General features: G+C 56.3%; 19 protein-coding genes. 13 read left to right on the top strand and 6 right to left on the bottom strand.

The window, feature by feature from the left end; all coding sequences use genetic code 11:
• Positions 1-2 precede the first annotated feature (2 nt).
• From B1C80_RS11000 to B1C80_RS10990, 3 genes are read left to right on the top strand one after another with little or no spacing between them, the layout of a single operon-like run.
• Positions 3-1,013, top strand: coding sequence for a 2-dehydro-3-deoxygalactonokinase (locus tag B1C80_RS11000; RefSeq protein ID WP_077921133.1), 1,011 nt, complete (start codon positions 3-5; stop codon positions 1,011-1,013).
• The gene (locus B1C80_RS10995; RefSeq protein ID WP_077921132.1) at positions 1,010-1,654 is read left to right on the top strand and encodes a bifunctional 4-hydroxy-2-oxoglutarate aldolase/2-dehydro-3-deoxy-phosphogluconate aldolase; all 645 of its coding nucleotides are present in this window, start codon (positions 1,010-1,012) and stop codon (positions 1,652-1,654) included. The genes B1C80_RS11000 and B1C80_RS10995 overlap by 4 nt, the downstream gene beginning before the upstream one ends.
• A gap of 27 nt (positions 1,655-1,681) precedes the next feature.
• Positions 1,682-3,004 carry an MFS transporter gene (locus B1C80_RS10990; protein WP_077921131.1) on the top strand — a complete coding sequence of 441 codons (1,323 nt, stop codon included), beginning with the start codon at positions 1,682-1,684 and terminating at the stop codon, positions 3,002-3,004.
• Between the two features lie 64 nt (positions 3,005-3,068).
• Here B1C80_RS10990 and B1C80_RS10985 read toward each other — a convergent pair whose 3' ends face one another.
• Positions 3,069-3,518, bottom strand: a complete 450-nt coding sequence (locus tag B1C80_RS10985) for a DUF2147 domain-containing protein (RefSeq protein ID WP_077921130.1) — start codon at positions 3,516-3,518, stop codon at positions 3,069-3,071.
• A gap of 209 nt (positions 3,519-3,727) precedes the next feature.
• Here B1C80_RS10985 and B1C80_RS10980 point away from each other — a divergent pair, with 209 nt between their 5' ends.
• The 3 genes from B1C80_RS10980 (at position 3,728) to B1C80_RS10970 (ending at position 7,237) form a co-directional block, all read left to right on the top strand.
• A complete protein-coding gene (locus B1C80_RS10980; RefSeq protein ID WP_077921129.1) occupies positions 3,728-4,237 on the top strand; it encodes a thioesterase family protein in 510 nt (169 codons plus the stop codon).
• A 199-nt stretch (positions 4,238-4,436) separates the two neighbouring features.
• Entirely contained in the window at positions 4,437-4,898 is a 462-nt protein-coding gene (locus B1C80_RS10975) for a hypothetical protein (protein WP_077921170.1), read from the top strand.
• Positions 4,899-5,197: 299 nt separating this feature from the next.
• The gene (locus tag B1C80_RS10970; protein WP_236648718.1) at positions 5,198-7,237 is read left to right on the top strand and encodes a M3 family metallopeptidase; all 2,040 of its coding nucleotides are present in this window, start codon (positions 5,198-5,200) and stop codon (positions 7,235-7,237) included.
• A 93-nt stretch (positions 7,238-7,330) separates the two neighbouring features.
• Here the strand turns inward: B1C80_RS10970 and B1C80_RS10965 are convergent, their stop codons facing one another.
• Positions 7,331-7,876 (bottom strand): YceI family protein, encoded by a 546-nt coding sequence (locus tag B1C80_RS10965; RefSeq protein WP_077921128.1) that lies wholly within the window; start codon positions 7,874-7,876, stop codon positions 7,331-7,333.
• Positions 7,877-8,118: 242 nt separating this feature from the next.
• Here B1C80_RS10965 and B1C80_RS10960 point away from each other — a divergent pair, with 242 nt between their 5' ends.
• From B1C80_RS10960 to B1C80_RS10930, 7 genes are all read left to right on the top strand, one after another.
• Positions 8,119-8,634, top strand: a complete 516-nt coding sequence (locus tag B1C80_RS10960) for a DUF4494 domain-containing protein (protein ID WP_077921127.1) — start codon at positions 8,119-8,121, stop codon at positions 8,632-8,634.
• 122 nt (positions 8,635-8,756) lie between these two features.
• On the top strand, positions 8,757-9,209 hold the full coding sequence (locus B1C80_RS10955) for a hypothetical protein (RefSeq protein WP_077921126.1): 453 nt from the start codon (positions 8,757-8,759) through the stop codon (positions 9,207-9,209).
• 81 nt (positions 9,210-9,290) lie between these two features.
• Positions 9,291-11,561 carry a TonB-dependent receptor domain-containing protein gene (locus tag B1C80_RS10950; protein ID WP_077921125.1) on the top strand — a complete coding sequence of 757 codons (2,271 nt, stop codon included), beginning with the start codon at positions 9,291-9,293 and terminating at the stop codon, positions 11,559-11,561.
• A 6-nt stretch (positions 11,562-11,567) separates the two neighbouring features.
• Entirely contained in the window at positions 11,568-12,134 is a 567-nt protein-coding gene (locus B1C80_RS10945) for a helix-turn-helix transcriptional regulator (RefSeq protein WP_077921124.1), read from the top strand.
• Between the two features lie 90 nt (positions 12,135-12,224).
• A complete protein-coding gene (locus tag B1C80_RS10940) occupies positions 12,225-12,581 on the top strand; it encodes a four-helix bundle copper-binding protein (protein ID WP_077921123.1) in 357 nt (118 codons plus the stop codon).
• Positions 12,582-12,640: 59 nt separating this feature from the next.
• Entirely contained in the window at positions 12,641-14,101 is a 1,461-nt protein-coding gene (locus B1C80_RS10935; protein WP_077921168.1) for a hypothetical protein, read from the top strand.
• 37 nt (positions 14,102-14,138) lie between these two features.
• Positions 14,139-14,507 (top strand): heavy-metal-associated domain-containing protein, encoded by a 369-nt coding sequence (locus tag B1C80_RS10930; protein ID WP_077921122.1) that lies wholly within the window; start codon positions 14,139-14,141, stop codon positions 14,505-14,507.
• A 77-nt stretch (positions 14,508-14,584) separates the two neighbouring features.
• Here the strand turns inward: B1C80_RS10930 and B1C80_RS10925 are convergent, their stop codons facing one another.
• From B1C80_RS10925 to B1C80_RS10910, 4 genes are all read right to left on the bottom strand, one after another.
• The gene (locus tag B1C80_RS10925) at positions 14,585-16,009 is read right to left on the bottom strand and encodes an alpha-L-fucosidase (RefSeq protein ID WP_077921121.1); all 1,425 of its coding nucleotides are present in this window, start codon (positions 16,007-16,009) and stop codon (positions 14,585-14,587) included.
• A gap of 48 nt (positions 16,010-16,057) precedes the next feature.
• Positions 16,058-16,837 (bottom strand): SDR family oxidoreductase, encoded by a 780-nt coding sequence (locus B1C80_RS10920; protein WP_077921120.1) that lies wholly within the window; start codon positions 16,835-16,837, stop codon positions 16,058-16,060.
• 81 nt (positions 16,838-16,918) lie between these two features.
• A complete protein-coding gene (locus B1C80_RS10915) occupies positions 16,919-17,791 on the bottom strand; it encodes a fumarylacetoacetate hydrolase family protein (protein WP_077921119.1) in 873 nt (290 codons plus the stop codon).
• A gap of 107 nt (positions 17,792-17,898) precedes the next feature.
• On the bottom strand, positions 17,899-19,242 hold the full coding sequence (locus tag B1C80_RS10910; RefSeq protein WP_077921118.1) for an alpha-L-fucosidase: 1,344 nt from the start codon (positions 19,240-19,242) through the stop codon (positions 17,899-17,901).
• Positions 19,243-19,248 lie beyond the last annotated feature (6 nt).

Here is a 19,248-nt window from a genome sequence, read left to right as displayed (position 1 = left end):
TGATGTCAAATTATCTCCTGTGTTGTGATTGGGGAACCTCGTTTTTTCGGTTGCAGCTGCTGCGGCACAGCGATGATCAATGTGTCGGAGAACTCATAGCCAGAGAGGGCATAGCCGGGACGTTTGACGCCTGGCGCAAAACCGGGGCGATCAATGGCCTGACCAGAGAACATTTCTTTCGCCGGCAGCTCCGGCAGCAGATTCAGGTGCTGGCTCAGCAGGTATCGGTCGATCTGACGAAGGTACCCCTTGTCATATCGGGCATGGCGTCATCATCGATCGGTATGGAAGAGGTGCCCTACGCGACCCTGCCGTTTGCGCTTGACGGTAGTCAGGCCAGTGTGCGGTATTACGAGGCTCAACCCGATTTTCCGCATGAGATGCTGCTGATATCGGGCGTGAGGAGCCAGCAGGACGTGATGCGGGGCGAAGAAACGCAGCTGATTGGGCTCATTGCGCTCCTCAGCCAGGCCGGCGTCGGGACTACCGAAGCTATTTTCGTCTTTCCGGGTACTCACTCCAAACACCTGTACGTGCAGAACGGGCGACTGCTGAATTTCACGACCTACATGACCGGCGAGCTGTTCGACCTGATGGCGCATCAGAGTTTGTTGCGGGAGTCCGTTGAGGTGAGCAGCCTGACGACCTTTTCGGCGTCCAACAAATCGGCGTTCCGGCGCGGGGTTCGACAGGCAACTACGTCCGGGCTGCTGAACGGGTTGTTCACGACCCGAACCAATCAGCTGTTCGAGACGCTCACCAAAAGTCAGAACGCGTTCTACCTGAGCGGGCTGATTATTGGGGCTGAACTGTATCCGCTGCTTACCCAAACCGACTGGCCGCTGGTCATTTGCAGTGGCAGCCGGCTAACCGCTTTCTACGAGCTGGCCATCGATGAACTCACCCTCTCGGCCCGTACCACCATTCTGCCGGCCGAATTAATTGACAAAGCCGCCAGCAAGGGGCAGATGCTCCTGTTCCGGAATCAGACTGTAAAAGAAACGACCCGATGACTACTTCCGCATTTTCCTGGGCGCGATTTGACCAGGCTCCTCTCGTAGGCATAATCCGAAACGTGTCTGCCGACGATGTGGCGCAGGTGTTGCCCGTTTACCGGGACGCCGGCCTGACAACCATCGAAATTACGCTCAACACCCCCGGCGCCGAAGATATGATCCGGCAGGCTGTTGAGCAGTACGGAACGGACCTGAACATAGGGGCCGGTACCGTGTGCACGGCTGAGGAGCTGGAAAAAGCGCTGGCAGCCGGTGCCCGGTTCATCGTAACCCCCATCATCGACGAAGCGGTGATCCGGCGCTGTACCGAGCGGGGTGTTCCCATTTTTCCGGGGGCGTTTACCCCCTCGGAAGTATACAAAGCCTGGACCTTGGGGGCATCGATGGTGAAGGTGTTTCCGACAACCACGCTCGGTCCTGCCTACATCAGCGATCTGAAAGGCCCCCTGCCGCAGATCAAACTATTGCCCACGGGGGGCGTCAACCTGGCTAACCTGGATCAGTTCTTCCGGGCCGGCGCCAGTGGAGTAGGCGTGGGCAGCCACCTCTTCGATAAAACGCTCATCCGGGATAAGCAGTGGTCATTGCTGAAGACCCACTTCCAGACGTTTCTGCACAAGCTGCCCCACACTGTCTGATCCGATACCGTCCTAACCCTTATTCCTATGATCACGCCCGAAAAAACTCTGTTGGCCCCTGTTACATCGGGCACTAGTTACCGCTGGTTTATCGTCGTGCTGCTGTTCACAGCCACTACCATCAACTACCTCGACCGGCAGATCATTGGGTTGCTCAAACCCATTCTGGAGGTGGAGTTCAGCTGGACCGAGACCGATTTTGCCCGTATCGTGATTGCCTTTACGGCGGCCTATGCGGTTGGGCTGCTGGCCTTTGGCTGGTTCATCGATAAGGTCGGTACCAAAATCGGGTACGCTGTCACGATTGTCTGGTGGAGCGTAGCGGGGATGCTGCACGCACTGGCCCGGAGTGCGTTCGGGTTCGGGGTGGCCCGCGTTGGGCTGGGACTGGGCGAAGCGGGTAACTACCCGGCGGCCGTCAAGACCGTAGCCGAATGGTTTCCGCAACGCGAGCGGGCGCTGGCCACGGGGCTGTTCAACGCCGGTACCAGCGTAGGGGTTGTGGTCGCGCTGATTATTGTGCCGCAGATCCTGAGCCGGTACGGCTGGCAGGAAGTGTTCTGGATAACCGGCGCCCTGGGGTTCGTGTGGCTGCTGTTCTGGCTGATCTTCTACGAGGTGCCGGCCCGGCAGAAGCGGCTGTCGGCACGCGAATACGACTACATCATGAGCGGGCAGGAAGCCGGTTCGACTGACAAGCAGCCGATCAACTGGTTTAAACTGTTTACCCTGCCGCAGACCTGGGCGCTTATCACCGGCAAAGGACTCATCGACCCGATTTACTGGTTTTTCCTGTTCTGGTTGCCCTCGTATTTTTCGTCCACCTTCGAGCTGGATCTGAAAAAGCCCAGCCCTGAACTGATGCTGATTTACGGGGCCACAACCGTGGGGAGCATTGGCGGAGGCTACATGTCGTCGTGGCTGATCCGGCGGGGCTGGCCCACGCTGAAGGCCCGAAAAACGGTACTGCTGGTCTTTGCGGGGCTGGAACTATCCATCATCATGGCTCAGTTTGCAACGGATGTGTGGGTCGCGGTGGGCCTGATCAGTCTGGCGGTCGCGGTTCACCAGGCTTGGGCAACCAATGTGTTTACCCTGGCTTCTGACCTGTTTCCGAAGCAGGCCGTCAGTTCGGCCGCCGGTATTGCGGGTATGGCAGGCGCCACGGGTGGTATTTTCTTTCCGATGCTGGTGGGGAGCCTGCTGGACAGCTACAAGGCCGCCGGAAACCTGGCTGGGGGGTATAACGTGCTGTTTACGATCTGCGGCTGTACCTACCTGATGGCCTGGCTCATCATTCATATGTTGACCAGAAAGCCCAAACTGGTGAGCATCGAGCAGCTCCGGTAGCGCCACAAACAAGAGCAGGTCCGGATAGTCCGGACCTGCTCTTGTTTGCCGTATGGCTGAGGTATTATTTGACCCGTGTCCAGGTCTGGGTTTTGCCGAGCAGCGAGATGCCGACGTAGCCGCGGACGTCGAGCGTGTTGGGGTCTTTCAGGGTCATCTTGCAGTTGTACTCTTTGCCATCTTCGGGATTATAGATTTTGCCGTCAGTCCAGACGTTATCCCCGTCGTACTTGAAATTGTACATCAGCATCAGGTTCTGGAGGGGGCGCGACCGTTTCGACTCGTCGGCGTTGCGGAAGTCGGTTTTGGGTTTCCCCGTTTTCGGGTCGTTGGGTTCACTGATCCAGATCAGTTTGCCAAAATAAGTGCCGCCCTGCTTATAAATCTGAATATGACCACGTTTGGTGCCGTTCAGCCAGGTGCCCACTACGGCGTCGGGATTCTCGGCAGGCGCGAAGGAAGTCAGTGAGGTGAAGAGCAACAACAGGGGTACGATGAAGCGAATGGATTTCATAGGTGATCGGAAATGGACAATTATTATTTTACTGTGATTTTGCTGTACTAACGCAAAAATGGTGCAAAAAGTCTGGACCAGCATTTACCGGGTAAAAATGATTGGCGTGATTTGCACCCATGATGCCGGCCTGCGGGTTTATAGACCAGCTGGTTTTTCGGTCCGTCCGACAGCGCAGGGCATCCTTCAGTATAAATCCAGGCTTGACTATGTTTCATCGTGACCCCAATCGCCATTACCCAACCGAAACCGAATCGCGGGTGATTATTCGTTTCCAGGACTGCGACCCGCTCCAGCACCTCAACAACGCCAAGTACTTCGATTATTATTTCAACGCGCGCGAAGACCAGGTAGCCAAGCTGTATGACTTCAACCCGGGGCAGCTGTTCCATGAGTTGAAAACGAGCTGGGTCATTTACCAGCATCAGATCGCCTACGTACGCCCGGCCCAGGTCAGTGAATGGGTGCGCATCATGTCGCGGCTGATCTTTTACGACGAAGACACCACGGTTACCGAATATTACATGACCGACGATGCCAAAACGCAACTTAAAAACGTGCTGTGGGTAACGTCTAAATACGTAAGCGTCGCGACTGGTCGCCGGATTCCGCACGATGACCTGGTAACGGGCTATCTGGAAGCAACGCTGGTGCCGAACATCAATTTCCCGAGTCTGAACTTCAACGACCGGATCAGAGCCATCAAGCAGGATTTATAAACCCCTTCAGCGGCTGCGGATCGCCGGTTGAGTGGAGGCAGAACAGGTTCTGTTGCCTCTGCTCAACCGGCGATTTATGTTGAGCCGGGCGTTCGGGCGAGTTGGATGCGGGTGCATGGAAAAAATAAATTGAGACCGATTAAACGCTAAGCCGGTGGTTTGTTCAAAGAGACAAATGCAACAAAAACCAATGACCACCATGAAAAATGCACTGCTTACGGCCGCAACCCTCGTTGTTCTTCTCTCGACCAGCGCCCTGGCGCAACGTTACGGGTACCCGGCTCCTCCGCCGGCTAATTACCCCTCGCAGCCCGGTTACGGCCAGCCGAACTACAACTACGACTACGATGATTACCGGTTCGACCGTCACCTCGACTGGTGGGACCGGGAGTTGAACCTGACCCGCCGGCAGGAGCGCGAAATCCGCCGGATTCGCGAGCGGTTCGAGCAACAGACCCGGCGAGTCGACCCGCGCGATCCCCGGCAGCGCGACACCTACCGGCAGCTGCGGCAACGGGAGTTCTTCGATATGATGGCCGTTCTGGGCCCCGAACAGCGGGATCGGGTTATTGAGCGGATGCGCCCTTACGAACGGTCGGCAAACCGCTGGCCCGATCGCCGGAACAGCCGGGGCCGGGGTTACGAGCCCTACGGATACTAAAAGACATTAAGTTGGATAAAGCAAGAGGATGCCTAAACAGCCGGTCATATTGGCCGGCTGTTTTTTGTTGTCTGGCCAGTGGGCGAGGGCCAAATTCGCAGCAGGGGGTAACCACTTAGCCGATTTGGCGACCGTCGATGCAACACCGTATTGGTGACTTTGTCTTTGTTTCGTATTTTTCAAGGAAACTCAATACCCACAAGCCCATGTTTACACATCAACATCTTAGGAAAACCGGCCTGTTGCTGGCTGTGGTGACCACCACCGCTTTGGCGCAGCCGTCGGTACAACAACCCAAAATGAATCAGAATCCTTTCTTAGCCCCGTACACGACTCCGCACCAGACGGCTCCTTTTGACAAGATCAGGAACGCTGATTTCCTGCCCGCCTTGCAGGAAGGACTGGCGCAGGGCCGCAAAGACGTAGATGCTATCGTAAACAATCCGGCCAAACCGACCTTCGAAAACACGATCGTAGCCCTCGAACGGTCGGGCGATCTGCTGGGTAAGGTAACGTCGGTCCTATTCAATCTGAACAGCGCCGAAACGACCCCTGAGCTGCAGAAAATCGTCAAAGAAGCGTCGCCCCTGCTGAGCGAATACGGCAACGATATCACGCTGAACGAGAAACTGTTTGCCCGTATCAAAGCCGTTTATGAACAGCGGGCCAGCCTGAAGCTCGATACCGAAAGTGCCATGCTGCTGGAAAAGGCCTACAAACGGTTTGCCCGCAACGGCGCCAATCTCGATGCCAAAGGCAAAGAGCGGCTGCGCGCCATCGATAAGGAGATGTCGCAGTTGTCGCTGCAGTTCGGCGAGAACGTGCTCAACGAAACCAACGAGTATTCCATGCTCGTGACGGATGAAAAAGAGCTGGCCGGCCTGCCCGATTACGTACGCGAACTAGCCAGGTCTACGGCTAAGCAGAAAGGCAAAGACGGGTATATGTTCACCCTGCAGGCCCCCAGCTATGGTCCGTTTATGCAGTATGCCGACAACCGGGAGCTGCGTAAGAAACTATATATGGCCTTCAACGGCCGCGGTTTTCACGGCGATAAAAACGACAACTCCGACATTATCCAGAAGATGGTCGCCCTGCGGTACGAACGGGCTAACCTGCTGGGCTACAAAACCCACGCCGACTTCGTACTTGAAGAAAGCATGGCGGGCTCCCGGGATAAAGTGCAGAGCTTCCTTGATGAACTCGTTACCTATGCCCGTCCGGCGGCTGAGCGCCAGCTGGCCGAGCTGACTACCTACGCCAAAGCCCACGGTTTTACCGAGGACAAACTCCAGGCCTGGGATAACAGCTACTACGCCGAGAAGCTTAAGAAAGAAAAATACGACCTCGACGATGAAACCCTCAAGCCGTATTTCAAACTCGAAAACGTCCTGAATGGCGCCTTTACTGTTGCCAGCAAGCTGTACGGCATCACCTTTAAGGAGCGCAAAGACATCCCGGTCTATAACCCGGAGGTGAAAACCTACGATGTGTTCGATAAAGACGGTAAGTTTCTGGCTGTTTTCTACGGCGACTACTTCCCCCGGCCTGGCAAACGATCGGGCGCGTGGATGAACGATGTGCAGGGTCAGAAAGTTGAGAATGGGCAGAACGTACGGCCCCATATCGTCAACGTCTGCAACTTCACCCGACCGACTGATACCAAGCCGTCGCTGCTGACCTTCTACGAGGTAACCACCCTCTTCCACGAGTTTGGCCACGGCCTGCACGGGATGCTCGCCAACGGGAAGTACGAAAGCCTGAGCGGCACGAGCGTTCCGCGCGACTTTGTTGAGCTGCCCTCGCAGGTGATGGAAAACTGGTGCTACGACCCCGAAGCGCTGAAACTGTTCGCCAAACATTATCAGACCGGCGAGGTAATTCCGAACGAGCTGATCGAGAAGATTCGCGCGAGCCAGAACTTCCTGGCCGGACTGGCTAACCTGCGCCAGCTGCGCTTCGGCCTGGTCGATATGTACTACCATGGCCAAAAGCCAACCGGCGAAACCGTCACCCAGGTAGAGAACAAAGTTGATTCGGTGGCCAACCTGTTTCCGCGGGTGGAGGGCGTTGCGTTCAGCCCGGCGTTCTCGCACATTTTTGCGGGTGGCTACTCGGCTGGCTACTACAGCTACAAATGGAGCGAGGTACTGGATGCCGATGCATTCGAATTCTTCAAGGAGAAGGGCGGACTCGATAACAAGACTGCGGCCGACAGCTTCCGCAAAAACGTGCTCGAAAAGGGAGGCAGTGAGAAACCCATGGAATTGTACAAAAAATTCCGGGGCCGCGAGCCATCGCCGAAAGCCATGCTCCGCCGGAGTGGCCTGATACTGTAACGATCCGACTCGCTATTCATAAAAAGACCCCGCCAGATCAATTCTGGCGGGGTCTTTTTATGGTGTTGGGGGGTAACCAGCCAGGCCGTGGAATTAAGCCTGTTTGGTAACCTGAATGTTCATGATCAGCCGGACGTCATCGCTGACAACCACGCCACCGGCTTCGGTAACGCCATCCCAGGTCAGGCCAAACTCTTTCCGTTTCAGCACGCCGACAACTTCGAAACCGGCTTTGGTCTGGCCGTAGAAGTCCTGCATCTGCCCGCCGTATTCAGCTTTCAGGCTTACGGGTTTGGTAACGCCATGCATGGTCAGGTCGCCGTTCAACTCGTAGGTATCCGTGCCGGTTTTCTTCATACCGGTTGAGGTAAAGGTCAGTTTGGGAAACTGCTCAGCGTCGAAGAAGTCGGCTGATTTCAGGTGGCCGTCCCGCTGTTCGTTACCGGTGCTGATGCTGGCCACATCGGCGGAGAAAGTAATGGTTGCATCTTCAAAATCATCGCCTGCCATCTCGAGCTGGCCTTCGTACTGGCTGAAGAGACCGGTCACTGTTGACACCATCAGGTGTTTCACTTTGAACTGAACTTCTGAGTGAGTCGGGTCAATAACCCAGGTGGTGGTTGAGGTTTGCGTTTCCATGGTGATTATCGTGTTTGATGTAATTGCATTTAATGTACATACATGTAAATAAGGGAAAACGTTTCCTGACGTCAAATTTTTTTTTCAATGTTGTTTTGCAGGGCGGAAACAAGGCTCTTGGGGCTCGGGAAGAGCCGGGCGGTATACCGTCGAAAGTAGGGTTCAGCGCTTGGAATTATCTACTTTTTAGGCACTTTTGCGCCCCATTTCATGTTTACTTATTGTACTAAATCAGGTAAAAAATGCCCAACTGGTTTCTCGGAAAAATCCGCTATCAGCAACCCATTGACGACGCGACTGTTGGTACGCGGAACGAAGAATTCATCAAGCAGAAGACGGTAACAGAAGCCTATCTGGTTGATGCCGTCAGCTATACCGATGCCGAAGCCCGGCTCTATCAGGAGATTGCTGCAAACACTCCCGACTTCGATATCACGAATATTTCGCGGATGAAACTGGCCGATGTCTTCTTCAACGAAGATGGGGGCGATATCTGGTTCAAGGTGAAAGCGATGTTTATCACCGACGATGAAAAAACCGGTAAACAGAAAAAGTCGCCCAGTCTGATGCTGGTCAACGCCGAAACGCCCAAGCAGGCCTACGAGCGCGTCGAGCTGAGCCTGCGTACGTCGCTCGACCCGTTCGAAATTACGGACGTTAATACAACCAAGATTCTGGACATCTTCCCGTTCAACGAAGAGCAGCGAAATCTGCGGCCCCTGAGTGAGGTAGCCGAACGGGAAACCGAAGCGGCTTAACCCCCTTTTTTGACGTATTCCGAATGCCATTCTTTACAGGATGGCATTCTGCTTGTATAGAATTACGATTTTATCATCCGAAAACTTGCACCGAATGAGGTGGCTTCGGATATTTGCCCAGTATGAAACGCGCTCTGTTCCAGTTTTTCAACCTCCTGATGGCCTGCGTCGTGCTGCTGAGCAGCACGGGTTTTGGGCTGGTTGAACACTCGTGCCAGATGCGTGGTAAGAAAAAGACGATGATCGTCGCCTTCAGCGATGCCCACGTCAAGAAAGGCTGCTCAGCCGACGGTAAGCCGATGCCCGAACAGGGGACGGTTGTCCGGAAAACAGATTGCTGCCAGGATGACAATCACTACGAAAACGTAGATGCCACCTCGTCACTGACGCAACTGGTCGCCAAATTTGTCAAATCCATCACAGAGACGGTGTTGGCTGGCGTCACGGCGCTGCTGGCCTGGGTGATCGACTGGATTTTTGACCGTGAGATGGCTACCAGCTCACGTAGTATCCCGGCTCCGCCCTCCATATCCGGGCGGGAGATCCTTACCCTCTTGCGTTCCCTGCTGATTTGATGAACTGATTGAAACAATTAGGCCGTACTCGCACATGGGTACCGGTCTGCTGTATTCATTCCTTCATCAATCCGTATATCCATGCGTTTCTTTCTGCTGGGAATGGCCCTATGGGCGGGCGTTCTGCCGTCCCGGGCTCAAACTGATACCCTTACTTCACAACCACCCCTAACCGATTCGATTCCGGCGAAACCGGTACCGGTTATCCGGGGCAACGTTGGTGAGCTGGTCAACGGACAGCGTGTGCCTCTGGTGGGGGCAACCGTTCGCTGGCTTACGACGGGCGTGGGCACCGTCACCGACTCGGTTGGTCGGTTTTCACTGGCCGGGCCGTCGATCCCGGCCCGGCTGCTGATTAGTTATGTCGGCTACCGTACGGATACGGTGGCGGTAACGGACCCGGCTGCGCTGGTCGTGGCAAGCCTGCGGGCCGAACAAACCCTGCAGGAGGTGACGGTATCGGGCGCGCCGGGGCAAATTGACCGGATGAACCCCATCCAGACCGAACTTATCACGCAGCGAACCCTGGCCAAGGCGGCCTGCTGTAATCTGTCAGAAAGCTTCGAAACGAATGCGTCGGTCAGTGTTTCCTACGCCGATGCCGTAACGGGCGCACGTCAGATTCAGTTTCTGGGGTTGGGCGGTCAGTACGTCCAGACCAATGTCGAGAATATCCCGACGGTGCGCGGCCTGGCTACTACGTTCGGGCTGAACTACATTCCGGGCACCTGGATTACGAGCATCGACGTCGGGAAAGGCGCCGGTTCGGTCGTGAATGGGTACGAGTCGATGAGCGGTCAGATGAACATTGAACTGCAGAAGCCCGATGATCCGAACCGACTTTTCCTGAATGGCTACGTAAACAGTTTCGGCCGTCTCGAAGGCAACGTGAACTGGTCACAACCCCTCAGCCCGAAGTGGAGCGTTGGCGTGCTGGGCCATGCCAGCACCCTGCGTACCGAGATCGATCAGAATAACGACGGCTTCCGGGATCTGCCGTTCTATACGCAGCTTAACGGCGTTAACCGATACAAATACAGCTCAGACCGGTTTATGACCCAGTTCGGGGTCAAAGCGCTGTACGAAGACCGGGAAGGGGGGCAGCTGTCGCGTCTGGGTTCTTCCCGTTACCGGTTCGGTAACACGACCCGACGGCTGGAGTTTTTCTCCAAAACGGCCAAACTCTATCCGGAAAAACCGTACAAAGGCCTCGGGTTGATCCTGAACGCTCTTCATCACGACCAGACGGCCAATTTTGGGTTCCGCCCCTATACAGGTCAGCAGCGAACCGTTTATGCCAACCTGATTTATCAGAGTATCATCGGCAACACCAACCATACTTATAAAACGGGGGTAAGCTACCTGCTCGATGACTACCGCGAGCAGCTGGGCGCTACGCCCATGAACCGTACCGAGTCGGTGCCTGGCCTGTTTGCCGAGTACACCTATACTGATCCGGAGCGGCTGGTGCTGGTACTGGGCGGGCGGTTCGATTACCACAACCTGTTCGGAGCGCAGTGGACTCCGAGGGCGCACCTCAAGTATTCGTTCAGTCCGGACCTGACGCTGCGGGCCTCGGCGGGGCGGGGCTTCCGGGTACCCAACCTGTTTGCCGAAAACTTCGGGTATCTGGTCAGCTCGCGGGTTATCATCAATGATGCGCAGCTACGGCCCGAGGTGTCGTGGAATTACGGGGTCAGTCTGTCGCAGGATTTTCAGCTCTTCGGTAAAAAGGCCTCGCTGGTGCTGGATTACCACCGTACCGACTTCCGCGAACAGCTGGTGGTCGATGTGGAGCACCCGCGCGAGCTGCACTTCCACAACCTGTACGGGAAGTCGTTTGCCAATAGTGTTCAGGCCGAGCTGAACTACCAGCCGTTCCGACGGACCGAGGTCAAGCTGGCTTACCGGCTGTTCGACGTAAGGCAGAGCATGACCGTTCCTTCCGAAGATACGCTGCTGCTGCCCAAGATGATGATTCCCCGCGATCGGGTGCTGCTGAACGTTGGCTACGCGCTTCCGTATGACAAATGGAAGGTCGATGCAACCCTGCAATGGAACGGCCGTCGGCGGATTCCGTACCTGCGCGAGGGCCTCGATGCTGACTACAGCGATGTGCCGATTGAATACGCGCCGAGCTACGTGAACCTGAATGCTCAGCTTAGCCGGGCGTTTCGGTCAGGCTGGGAGATATACCTGGGCGGAGAGAACCTGACCGGATTTCGTCAGCTTTCGCCCATTGTGGCTGCCTCTGACCCGTTCGGGCCCGACTTCGATGCCAGTGCGCGGGTGTGGGGTCCCATAACGGGGCGCATGGTTTATCTGGGCTTTCGATTCAAACCTCAACGATAACATACAATGATACTGACCATCCGAAACATGGTGTGCGACCGTTGTAAGCGGGTCGTGCGGGAAGAACTCGAGAAACTGGGACTGACCCTTACGCGCGTCGATCTGGGTGAAGCAGAACTTGATAATCTGCCGCCGGCGGTTTCGCTCGGTGAGGTCCGGCAGGCCCTGCTGGCGAACGGATTCGACCTGATCGACGATCGCAAACAATTGCTGGTCGAGCATATCAAGGTGCTGCTCATCAACGAAATCCAGTATCTGAAAGGCGAGCGGCATGCCAACGAGAACGTCTCGACATTTCTGGAGCGGAAACTCGGGTATGATTACTCGTACCTGAGCGGCTTGTTTTCGGCCAGTGAGGGCCAGACGGTCGAGAAGTACATCATTGCGCTCAAGATCGAAAAGGTAAAAGAGTGGCTGCGGTACGACGAGCTGACACTGACAGAAATGGCCTGGCGACTGAGCTACAGCAGCGTTCACCACCTGTCCAATCAGTTCAGGCAGGTGACGGGACAGACGCCGGGTCAGTTCAGGAAAGCGACGCAGGTTGACCGGCGGGCGCTGGATAGGCTGTAAGTGGGTCGGTAATTATGTAAAATCGGTAAGCACTCTGGCGAGTTATGCAGAAGAGACCAACGGTGGTCTCCCAACTCTCAACTGACGCTCATGGAAACGATGCACCACGACCACAAACACACCGACACCTGCTTTGAATGCGCCGAAGCCTGCGAACGCTGCGTCACCGCCTGTATCGAAATGGGCGACCGCGATAGCAAAGGGCATGACATGACGGCCTGTATCAAGCTCTGCCGCGACTGCGCCGATATATGCACCCTCTGCGGTCGGCTGGAAGCGCGTGGCTCTGAGTTCATGCGCGACTTTATGGTACTCTGCGCCGAAGTCTGCGAAGCCTGCGCCGACGAGTGCGAAAAACATGCGGCCCACCATGCCCACTGCAAAGCCTGCGCCGAAGCCTGCCGCAAATGCGCCGATGAATGCCGGGCTATGTCGGCCAATGCCTGATCGGTCGGATGGCCCTGCCCGTCGGGGCCATTCATGTTCTTACTTCGTTCACCAACGTAATGAAATACGCTTTTTATCTGTTTACTTTTTTACTGGCAGGCCGTAGCCTGGCTCAGCACCAGCACCACGAAGGAATGACCATGCCCACTCCGTCGTCGGCGGTCCAGGCCGATTCGGGCCGTACCGACCACTCCATGCACCAGACCGGTCAGCCTGGCATGGACGCGTCGATGAGCATGAGCCATTCCTTTTCGCGAAACCTGCCCATGAATCGAAACGGATCGGGTACCAGCTGGCACCCCGATCAGACGCCCCTGTATGCGTACATGAAACATACCGGCCCGGAGAACCGCCCCGGCTGGATGTATATGCTGCATTACAGCATCTTTCTGCGGCATACCAATCAGAACATCAACAACCCCGACGGCCGCGGCCGCGACAGCCAGTTCGATGCCCCGAACTGGTTTATGGGAATGGCCCAGCGAACTGTTGGCAAGCGGGGCCTGTTTCTGGCCCGTGCCATGCTGTCGCTGGACCCCGTTACGGTCGGCGCCGACGGGTACCCGTTACTTTTTCAGTCGGGCGAGAGCTACCGGGGGCAGCGGCTGGTAGACCGGCAGCACCAGCACGATCTGTTTTCGGAGTTGTCGGTTGCGTATAGCTACGCCTTCAGCCCGAAGTCCGACGCCTTCATTTACGTGGGTTTTCCGGGTGAACCGGCACTGGGGCCGCCGGCGTTCATGCACCGTATTTCATCGTTCAACAACCCCGATTCACCCCTGGGTCACCACTGGCACGACGCAACTCACATCACCTTCGGTGTGGTGACGGCGGGTTACCGGCTGGGTATTGCCAAGCTGGAAGCGTCTTCGTTTACGGGCCGTGAACCCGACGAAAAGCGGCTTGGGTTCGACCGGCCACGGTTTGACAGCTACGCGTTTCGGGTTTCGGTCAATCCTTCGCCCACACTCGCCCTGCAAGTGTCGCGTGGGTTTATAAAAAGCCCCGAAGCCGTCGAGCCCGACGAGGACGTTAACCGAACCACCGCTTCGGTACTGCACAGTAAACCGCTGGGCGGCCCCGATCGGTACGTAACCTCGGCACTGGTCTGGGGGCTGAACTCACACGATGGCGTCAACGAAAATGCGTATCTGGCCGAAACAAGCCTGCAACTGAATCGGGTGGCGCTATACGGTCGCTACGAGAACGTAACCAAATCGCAGGAGGAGCTGGGCATCAGCCACGACGAAACCCCCAACGGCGCCGGGGCGCATCGGCTGGTGAACGTCAACAACCTGACGCTCGGCATGAACTACCGGCTGATTCGACATCTGAACACCGATCTGGTAGCCGGGGCGCAGCTGACTGCCAGTATGCCGGATCAATTTTTGCAGTCGTACTACGGGAAGCTACCCTTGTCCGGCCAGATCTACCTCCGGCTTACGCCCGCCGTGCTGCTGATGGGAGGTCGATCATCAACCGGGTCGATGAACCACGGCAACGGGCACCATTCTCACTAAATTATCGTTATTTATTCACCATAAACCAATGACAATCATGTTGCGTAACCTGTTTCTAACTGCCTTAACTACACTTGTGCTGGCCAGTGCCAGCTTCGCCGGGACGTCTGTCCGCGACGACAAGGAAAAAGAAGTCAAGATCAAAACATCAGCTATCTGCGGCATGTGCAAAGCCCGCATCGAGCGGAACCTGGCGTTCGAGAAAGGCGTGAAAGATGCCAGTCTCGATGTAAAGTCGAAAGTAGTTACGATCCGGTATAATTCCGGCAAGACCGACGTTGCCCGGCTCAAGGCCAACATCAGCAAATCGGGCTACGACGCCGAGGACCTGCCGGCCGATCAGGCCAGCTACGATAAACTGCCCAGCTGCTGTAAAAAAGGCACCGCTACCCACGACGATCACTAAACCGCAGGCTGCGTCAAAAGACAAACCGCCCCGTGTCAGATGCGATACGGGGCGGTTTGTCTTTTGACGGTATGCAGTTAGTTCACGGCGCCGGTTAGCTTATACACCCAGGCGTACTGGCAGGGTGTGGTAGTCGGTGTGAGGGTAGGGGCTGTCAGGGTAAGTTTCCCATTTTTTACGCTGGTTTTGATGGGACCTTTGTAACCCAGCAGCGACACCGAAGCGGGACTTTTGACCCCGTCGATCGTCAGGTTATCGGCCCATTTGGTGGTGATTACGTATAAATCCTTGCCCTTTGTGGTAAAAAACGTAGTCGTATTCTTGTCTACTTTCGGGGCGTTTTTCCAGGCGCGGGTACTATAGATTCCCTCGCCGTTTACGGACAGCCACTTGCCCATATCATCGAGCCGTTGCTGCATGATGACCGGAATACGACCGTCGGCGGTGGGGCCTATGTTGAGCAGCAGGTTTCCACCGCGCGCTACTTTGTCAATCAGGATTTTTATGAGCTCTTCGGAGGTCGAGTAGTCTTCCAGCACCTCGTTGCGGTTATAACCGAACGAGCCCGCCATACCCCGGCATTCTTCCCAGGGGCGCTCAAAGGTGACGCCCTTCGAATCGTCATCATGAATCAGGTCGTACTCCGTCGTGAAAAAGCCACCGTGTTTGCTACGGGTTTCCTTGCCCCAGCGGTCATTCACGACGACCCGGTCTTTAACCGGCGAATCGTTGTAGAGCCACGACAGGAACTGGGTGCTTTTCAGTGTTTCGGAGGGATAGTCCCACTCGCCATCGGTCCAGAACACGTCGGGTTTATACCGGGTGACCAGCTCCTTCATCTGCGGAATCATATGCTCATCGACGTACTGGTTGATGGTTTCCTTTTTATAGAGCGGATGATACCACTCCAGCAGTGAATAATAGTAGCCCATCTTCAGCCCTTTTGCCTGCACCGCTTTGGTCAGATCGCCCAGTACGTCGCGGTGCGGGCCCACGTCAACGGCGTTCCAGTTCCAGGAGAGCGACGAAGGCCATAGCGCAAACCCCTCGTGATGTTTGGAGGTCAGCACCACATACTGCGCCCCCGACCCTTTGAAGCGGTCGGCCCACTGTTCGGGTTCGAAGAGTTCAGCCTTGAAATCGCGGGCAAAGTCCTGGTACTTGACATTGGGGCCGTACACGCGGTTGTGGAAGTCGTCGAAAAACTTCTGCGAGGGCGATTTGGTGAGCCATCGGCGCCAGTAATGTTCGGCATAGCGTTCATAGGTACCGACTTTATCCCGACCGGTTGGACTGTAGGCCGGAACGGAGTAAACACCCCAGTGGATGAAGATGCCGAATTTGGCGTCTTCGAACCAGGTCGGTACCGGGCGTGAGTCGATCGAAGACCAGGTGGGCTGGTAGGGGCCGGCGGCTGCCGACTGAGCCAGCGACGCCGATGCGGTCAGCAGCTGAGCCGCGAGGCCGAGGGCAATCAGGGTTGGTTTAGAAAAACGGTTCATATAGGTAGGCAGGAATAAAAAGGAAAACGATTAATGAAAGAGCATTGGCTAGAGAGCCCGGTCGAGGTGCACATACCCGCCGTCAACATGAATGAGTTGGCCGGTTGTATGGCTCGACCGCTCCGAGAGCAGAAAGGCAACCATGGAGGCAATCTCTTCGGCCGTTGTCATGCGCTGGCCGAGGGGTATTTTCGATTCAATCTTGTTAAGCATCTCCTCTGGATTGTCGAATGTCCTGATCCAGGTATCGTACAGCGGGGTATAGCACTCCGCTACAATGACGGCGTTGACCCGGATGCCGTACGGCAGCAGTTCAACCGCCCACTCGCGGGTGAGGGCGTTTCGGCCCCCATTGGCAGCGGCATAGGCGGAGGTATTGCCCTGACCCGTTTCTGCCGTTTTGGAGCCGATGTTGACAATAGCGCCTTTGCTTTGTTTCAGGAACGGCAGCGCATACTGGGCCATGAGGTAGTAGTGAACGAGGTTCTTGTGCAGCGAAGCCATGAACCGCTCGTAGCTGCCGGTTTCCAGCCCGACGCCATCGTTTACGCCCGCATTGTTGACCAGGCCGTCGATCCGGCCGAAGGCGGCAACGGCTTGCTCAACGGCCTGCGCACAGGCGTCGGGCTGGGTCAGCTCGGCAGTGATGGCTAAGGCATGACCGCCCGTGGCCTCGATAGCGTCGACGGTCCGCTGGTTATCAGCTGTGTTGCGACCGATAATAACCGGAATAGCCCCTTCTGCAGCCAGTAGCCGGCTGATGCCTTCGCTAATGCCTTTGGCACCGCCCGTAACCAGTATGACTTTTGATGAAAGTTTTAGATGCATGGAACGAATGAGTTTACGAAAAAAAGAAAGCCCACACCCAGGCGAGCGGGGCTTTACTGGTAACTTAACCTATGATGGAACTTAGTCACTGGCGGGGGCATACGCGCGGACACGCTGTCGTGAGGTGCCGAGGCCGTCGATGCCCAATTCTACTACATCACCCGGCTGCAGGTAAACGGGTGGCTTCATGCCCAGCCCCACCCCGGGCGGGGTGCCGGTCGAGATAATGTCGCCGGGTAAGAGGGTCATAAACTGACTGACATAGGCGATGAGCGTGGGTATCTTGAAAATCAGACTGCTGGTATGGCCGGATTGCATGGGTTTGCCGTTCACGGTGAGCCAGAGCCGAAGGTCGTTGACATCGGCAATCTCGTCGGGGGTAGCCAGAAAAGGGCCTATCGGGGCGAACGTATCGCACCCTTTGCCTTTGTCCCAGGTGCCGCCCCGTTCCAGCTGAAACTCGCGTTCCGACACGTCGTTGTGCAGACAATAACCGGCCACGTACTGCAGGGCACTGGCTTCGTCTACGTAGCTGGCCTTCCGACCAATGACCACGGCCAGCTCTACCTCCCAGTCGGTTTTGGTCGAGTTTTTCGGGATGATGATGTCGTCGAAGGGACCACAGTACGCGGTGGTCGCTTTCATAAACAGGACGGGTTCGGCGGGGATGGGCGCTCCCGTTTCGCGGGCGTGGTCTTCGTAGTTGAGGCCAATACAAACCAGCTTCGACGGGCGGGCAACGGGCGGGCCCAGCCGGACCGCGGGGTCGACGACGGGCAGAATACCCGCCGACAGACCAGGACTGTTGAGGTGGTTTCGTAGTCGTTCGAGCTCATTGTCGGCAAAAAAATCTTCATTATAGTCCGTGACAATGGCCGACACATCGAGCCATTGATCAGTCAGAATAACCCCCGGTTTTTCGAGGCCGGGTTCCCCAAATCGAATCAACTTCATGCCTGTCAGGTATTGAGTGTAACAAAACCGCCCTGGAGCGGGTAAGCGCAGCCGGCCCGAAAACCGGCTTTATCGAAACATGGATGGGGTACGTCGTTGGCCACCCATCAGTTGGCCCCGTCTATTTTGCTGCGTTTCTGCTTCGTAGCTTCGGGGGCTTTGAACCGAACATTCTCGATTTTCAGCACCACCGGGTTTGGCCATTTATTGTTGGTGTAAAGCCGGTGACCATTTACAGCACTGATGACCAGGCCGATGGGGCTGGGCGTGCTGTAGAGCTGGGCGTCGAATCCTTCGCGGTACTCGACCAGCTGGCTGCCGTAACCCAGAATACTCACTTTGGTCTGGGCGTTGCCTTCCAGCGTTTTCAGCACAAATTCTTTGCGGGTGCCGTAACTCCAGTCGGTACCGCCCTGGCAAAAGGCGTAAACCGTATTTCCCTGTTTGGCCTTGACGAACCAGACGTTTCCTTCGCGGATGATCTCCCAGGGGCGGACCTGATGCACGCTCTCCTGATTGACCAGGTGCCAGAGGGCTACTTCCCGCAGGAGTGCTTCCTGCTCGATCTGAATGGTACCGTTGGGTTTAGGGCCTACGTTGAGCAGCAGGTTCCCCCCTTTGGCCCGGGTTTCGATCAGCATGTTGATGATGTCGGTGCCCGACTTGTGGGGGTCGTTGGTGGGTTTATACTGCCAGTCGGTTCCCATCGTGAAGCAGGACTCCCAGGGGCCGGGCAGGGGTTTGTCGGGAATAGTCTGTTCGGGGGTTTCCATCTGTCCGCGCGTTACGACCAGATCGGGCTGAAGTTGCCAGGCATACTGCTTCAGCCCCTCGGCGGGCCCATCGAAGAACAATAGATCTATCTTACCGTAGTTGGTCAGTAGCTCCCTGAGCTGGGCTTTGTCGTGCGCCATCAGGCCCGGGTTTTTCTCCGGGTAGTGCATCGGGTGCTGGAGCCGGCCAATCGGCAGGTTATTCTGGTAGAGGTAGTTGAAGTCTTCGGGCGAGAAGTACAGGCCAATGGCAATGTTCTGCCGGCGAAAGGCGTCCAGAATGTCGCGGGTCAGGTCCCGTTTGCAGGGGGTATTGCTGATGTTAAAGGGCGTTGTCTGGGTTGGCCACATGCAGAAACCGGAGTGGTGCTTGGCCGTAAAGACGACGTATTTCATACCAGCCAGCCGGGCCAGGGTAGCCCACTCGTCGGGATCGAACTGTTTGGGGTTGAAGGTGGCCGGCAGCTCGGTTGTGAATCGCTTCAGGTAATCGGGCGAGGCTCCGGCCATGGAGTGGCTGATCACAGCCCCCACCTGCGAGTCCAGGCTCCAGTGGATGAACATGCCGAAGCCCAGGTCCATGTACCACTGTTCACGCTCGGGTTTATTGGCTGACTGCTGCGCCTGGAGGGGCGAAGTCGCTAACCAGAAAAGGAAGAGAAAAAGGGTTCGTTTCATACGACA

Source organism: Spirosoma sp. 209, assembly GCF_002006735.1.
Taxonomy (GTDB): domain Bacteria; phylum Bacteroidota; class Bacteroidia; order Cytophagales; family Spirosomataceae; genus Spirosoma; species Spirosoma sordidisoli.
The sequence above is the reverse complement of the archived record's forward strand: the minus strand, read 5'-3'. Positions and strand labels throughout refer to the sequence as shown.

What these genes read in the sequence shown, in the direction of transcription:
- B1C80_RS11000 (WP_077921133.1), top strand. Translation starts at nt 3, where the DNA reads ATGTCAAATTATCTCCTGTGTTGTGATTGGGGAACCTCGTTTTTTCGG.
- B1C80_RS10995 (WP_077921132.1), top strand. Translation starts at nt 1,010, where the DNA reads ATGACTACTTCCGCATTTTCCTGGGCGCGATTTGACCAGGCTCCTCTC.
- B1C80_RS10990 (WP_077921131.1), top strand. Translation starts at nt 1,682, where the DNA reads ATGATCACGCCCGAAAAAACTCTGTTGGCCCCTGTTACATCGGGCACT.
- B1C80_RS10985 (WP_077921130.1), bottom strand. Translation starts at nt 3,518, where the DNA reads ATGAAATCCATTCGCTTCATCGTACCCCTGTTGTTGCTCTTCACCTCA.
- B1C80_RS10980 (WP_077921129.1), top strand. Translation starts at nt 3,728, where the DNA reads ATGTTTCATCGTGACCCCAATCGCCATTACCCAACCGAAACCGAATCG.
- B1C80_RS10975 (WP_077921170.1), top strand. Translation starts at nt 4,437, where the DNA reads ATGAAAAATGCACTGCTTACGGCCGCAACCCTCGTTGTTCTTCTCTCG.
- B1C80_RS10970 (WP_236648718.1), top strand. Translation starts at nt 5,198, where the DNA reads ATGAATCAGAATCCTTTCTTAGCCCCGTACACGACTCCGCACCAGACG.
- B1C80_RS10965 (WP_077921128.1), bottom strand. Translation starts at nt 7,876, where the DNA reads ATGGAAACGCAAACCTCAACCACCACCTGGGTTATTGACCCGACTCAC.
- B1C80_RS10960 (WP_077921127.1), top strand. Translation starts at nt 8,119, where the DNA reads ATGCCCAACTGGTTTCTCGGAAAAATCCGCTATCAGCAACCCATTGAC.
- B1C80_RS10955 (WP_077921126.1), top strand. Translation starts at nt 8,757, where the DNA reads ATGAAACGCGCTCTGTTCCAGTTTTTCAACCTCCTGATGGCCTGCGTC.
- B1C80_RS10950 (WP_077921125.1), top strand. Translation starts at nt 9,291, where the DNA reads ATGCGTTTCTTTCTGCTGGGAATGGCCCTATGGGCGGGCGTTCTGCCG.
- B1C80_RS10945 (WP_077921124.1), top strand. Translation starts at nt 11,568, where the DNA reads ATGATACTGACCATCCGAAACATGGTGTGCGACCGTTGTAAGCGGGTC.
- B1C80_RS10940 (WP_077921123.1), top strand. Translation starts at nt 12,225, where the DNA reads ATGGAAACGATGCACCACGACCACAAACACACCGACACCTGCTTTGAA.
- B1C80_RS10935 (WP_077921168.1), top strand. Translation starts at nt 12,641, where the DNA reads ATGAAATACGCTTTTTATCTGTTTACTTTTTTACTGGCAGGCCGTAGC.
- B1C80_RS10930 (WP_077921122.1), top strand. Translation starts at nt 14,139, where the DNA reads ATGTTGCGTAACCTGTTTCTAACTGCCTTAACTACACTTGTGCTGGCC.
- B1C80_RS10925 (WP_077921121.1), bottom strand. Translation starts at nt 16,009, where the DNA reads ATGAACCGTTTTTCTAAACCAACCCTGATTGCCCTCGGCCTCGCGGCT.
- B1C80_RS10920 (WP_077921120.1), bottom strand. Translation starts at nt 16,837, where the DNA reads ATGCATCTAAAACTTTCATCAAAAGTCATACTGGTTACGGGCGGTGCC.
- B1C80_RS10915 (WP_077921119.1), bottom strand. Translation starts at nt 17,791, where the DNA reads ATGAAGTTGATTCGATTTGGGGAACCCGGCCTCGAAAAACCGGGGGTT.
- B1C80_RS10910 (WP_077921118.1), bottom strand. Translation starts at nt 19,242, where the DNA reads ATGAAACGAACCCTTTTTCTCTTCCTTTTCTGGTTAGCGACTTCGCCC.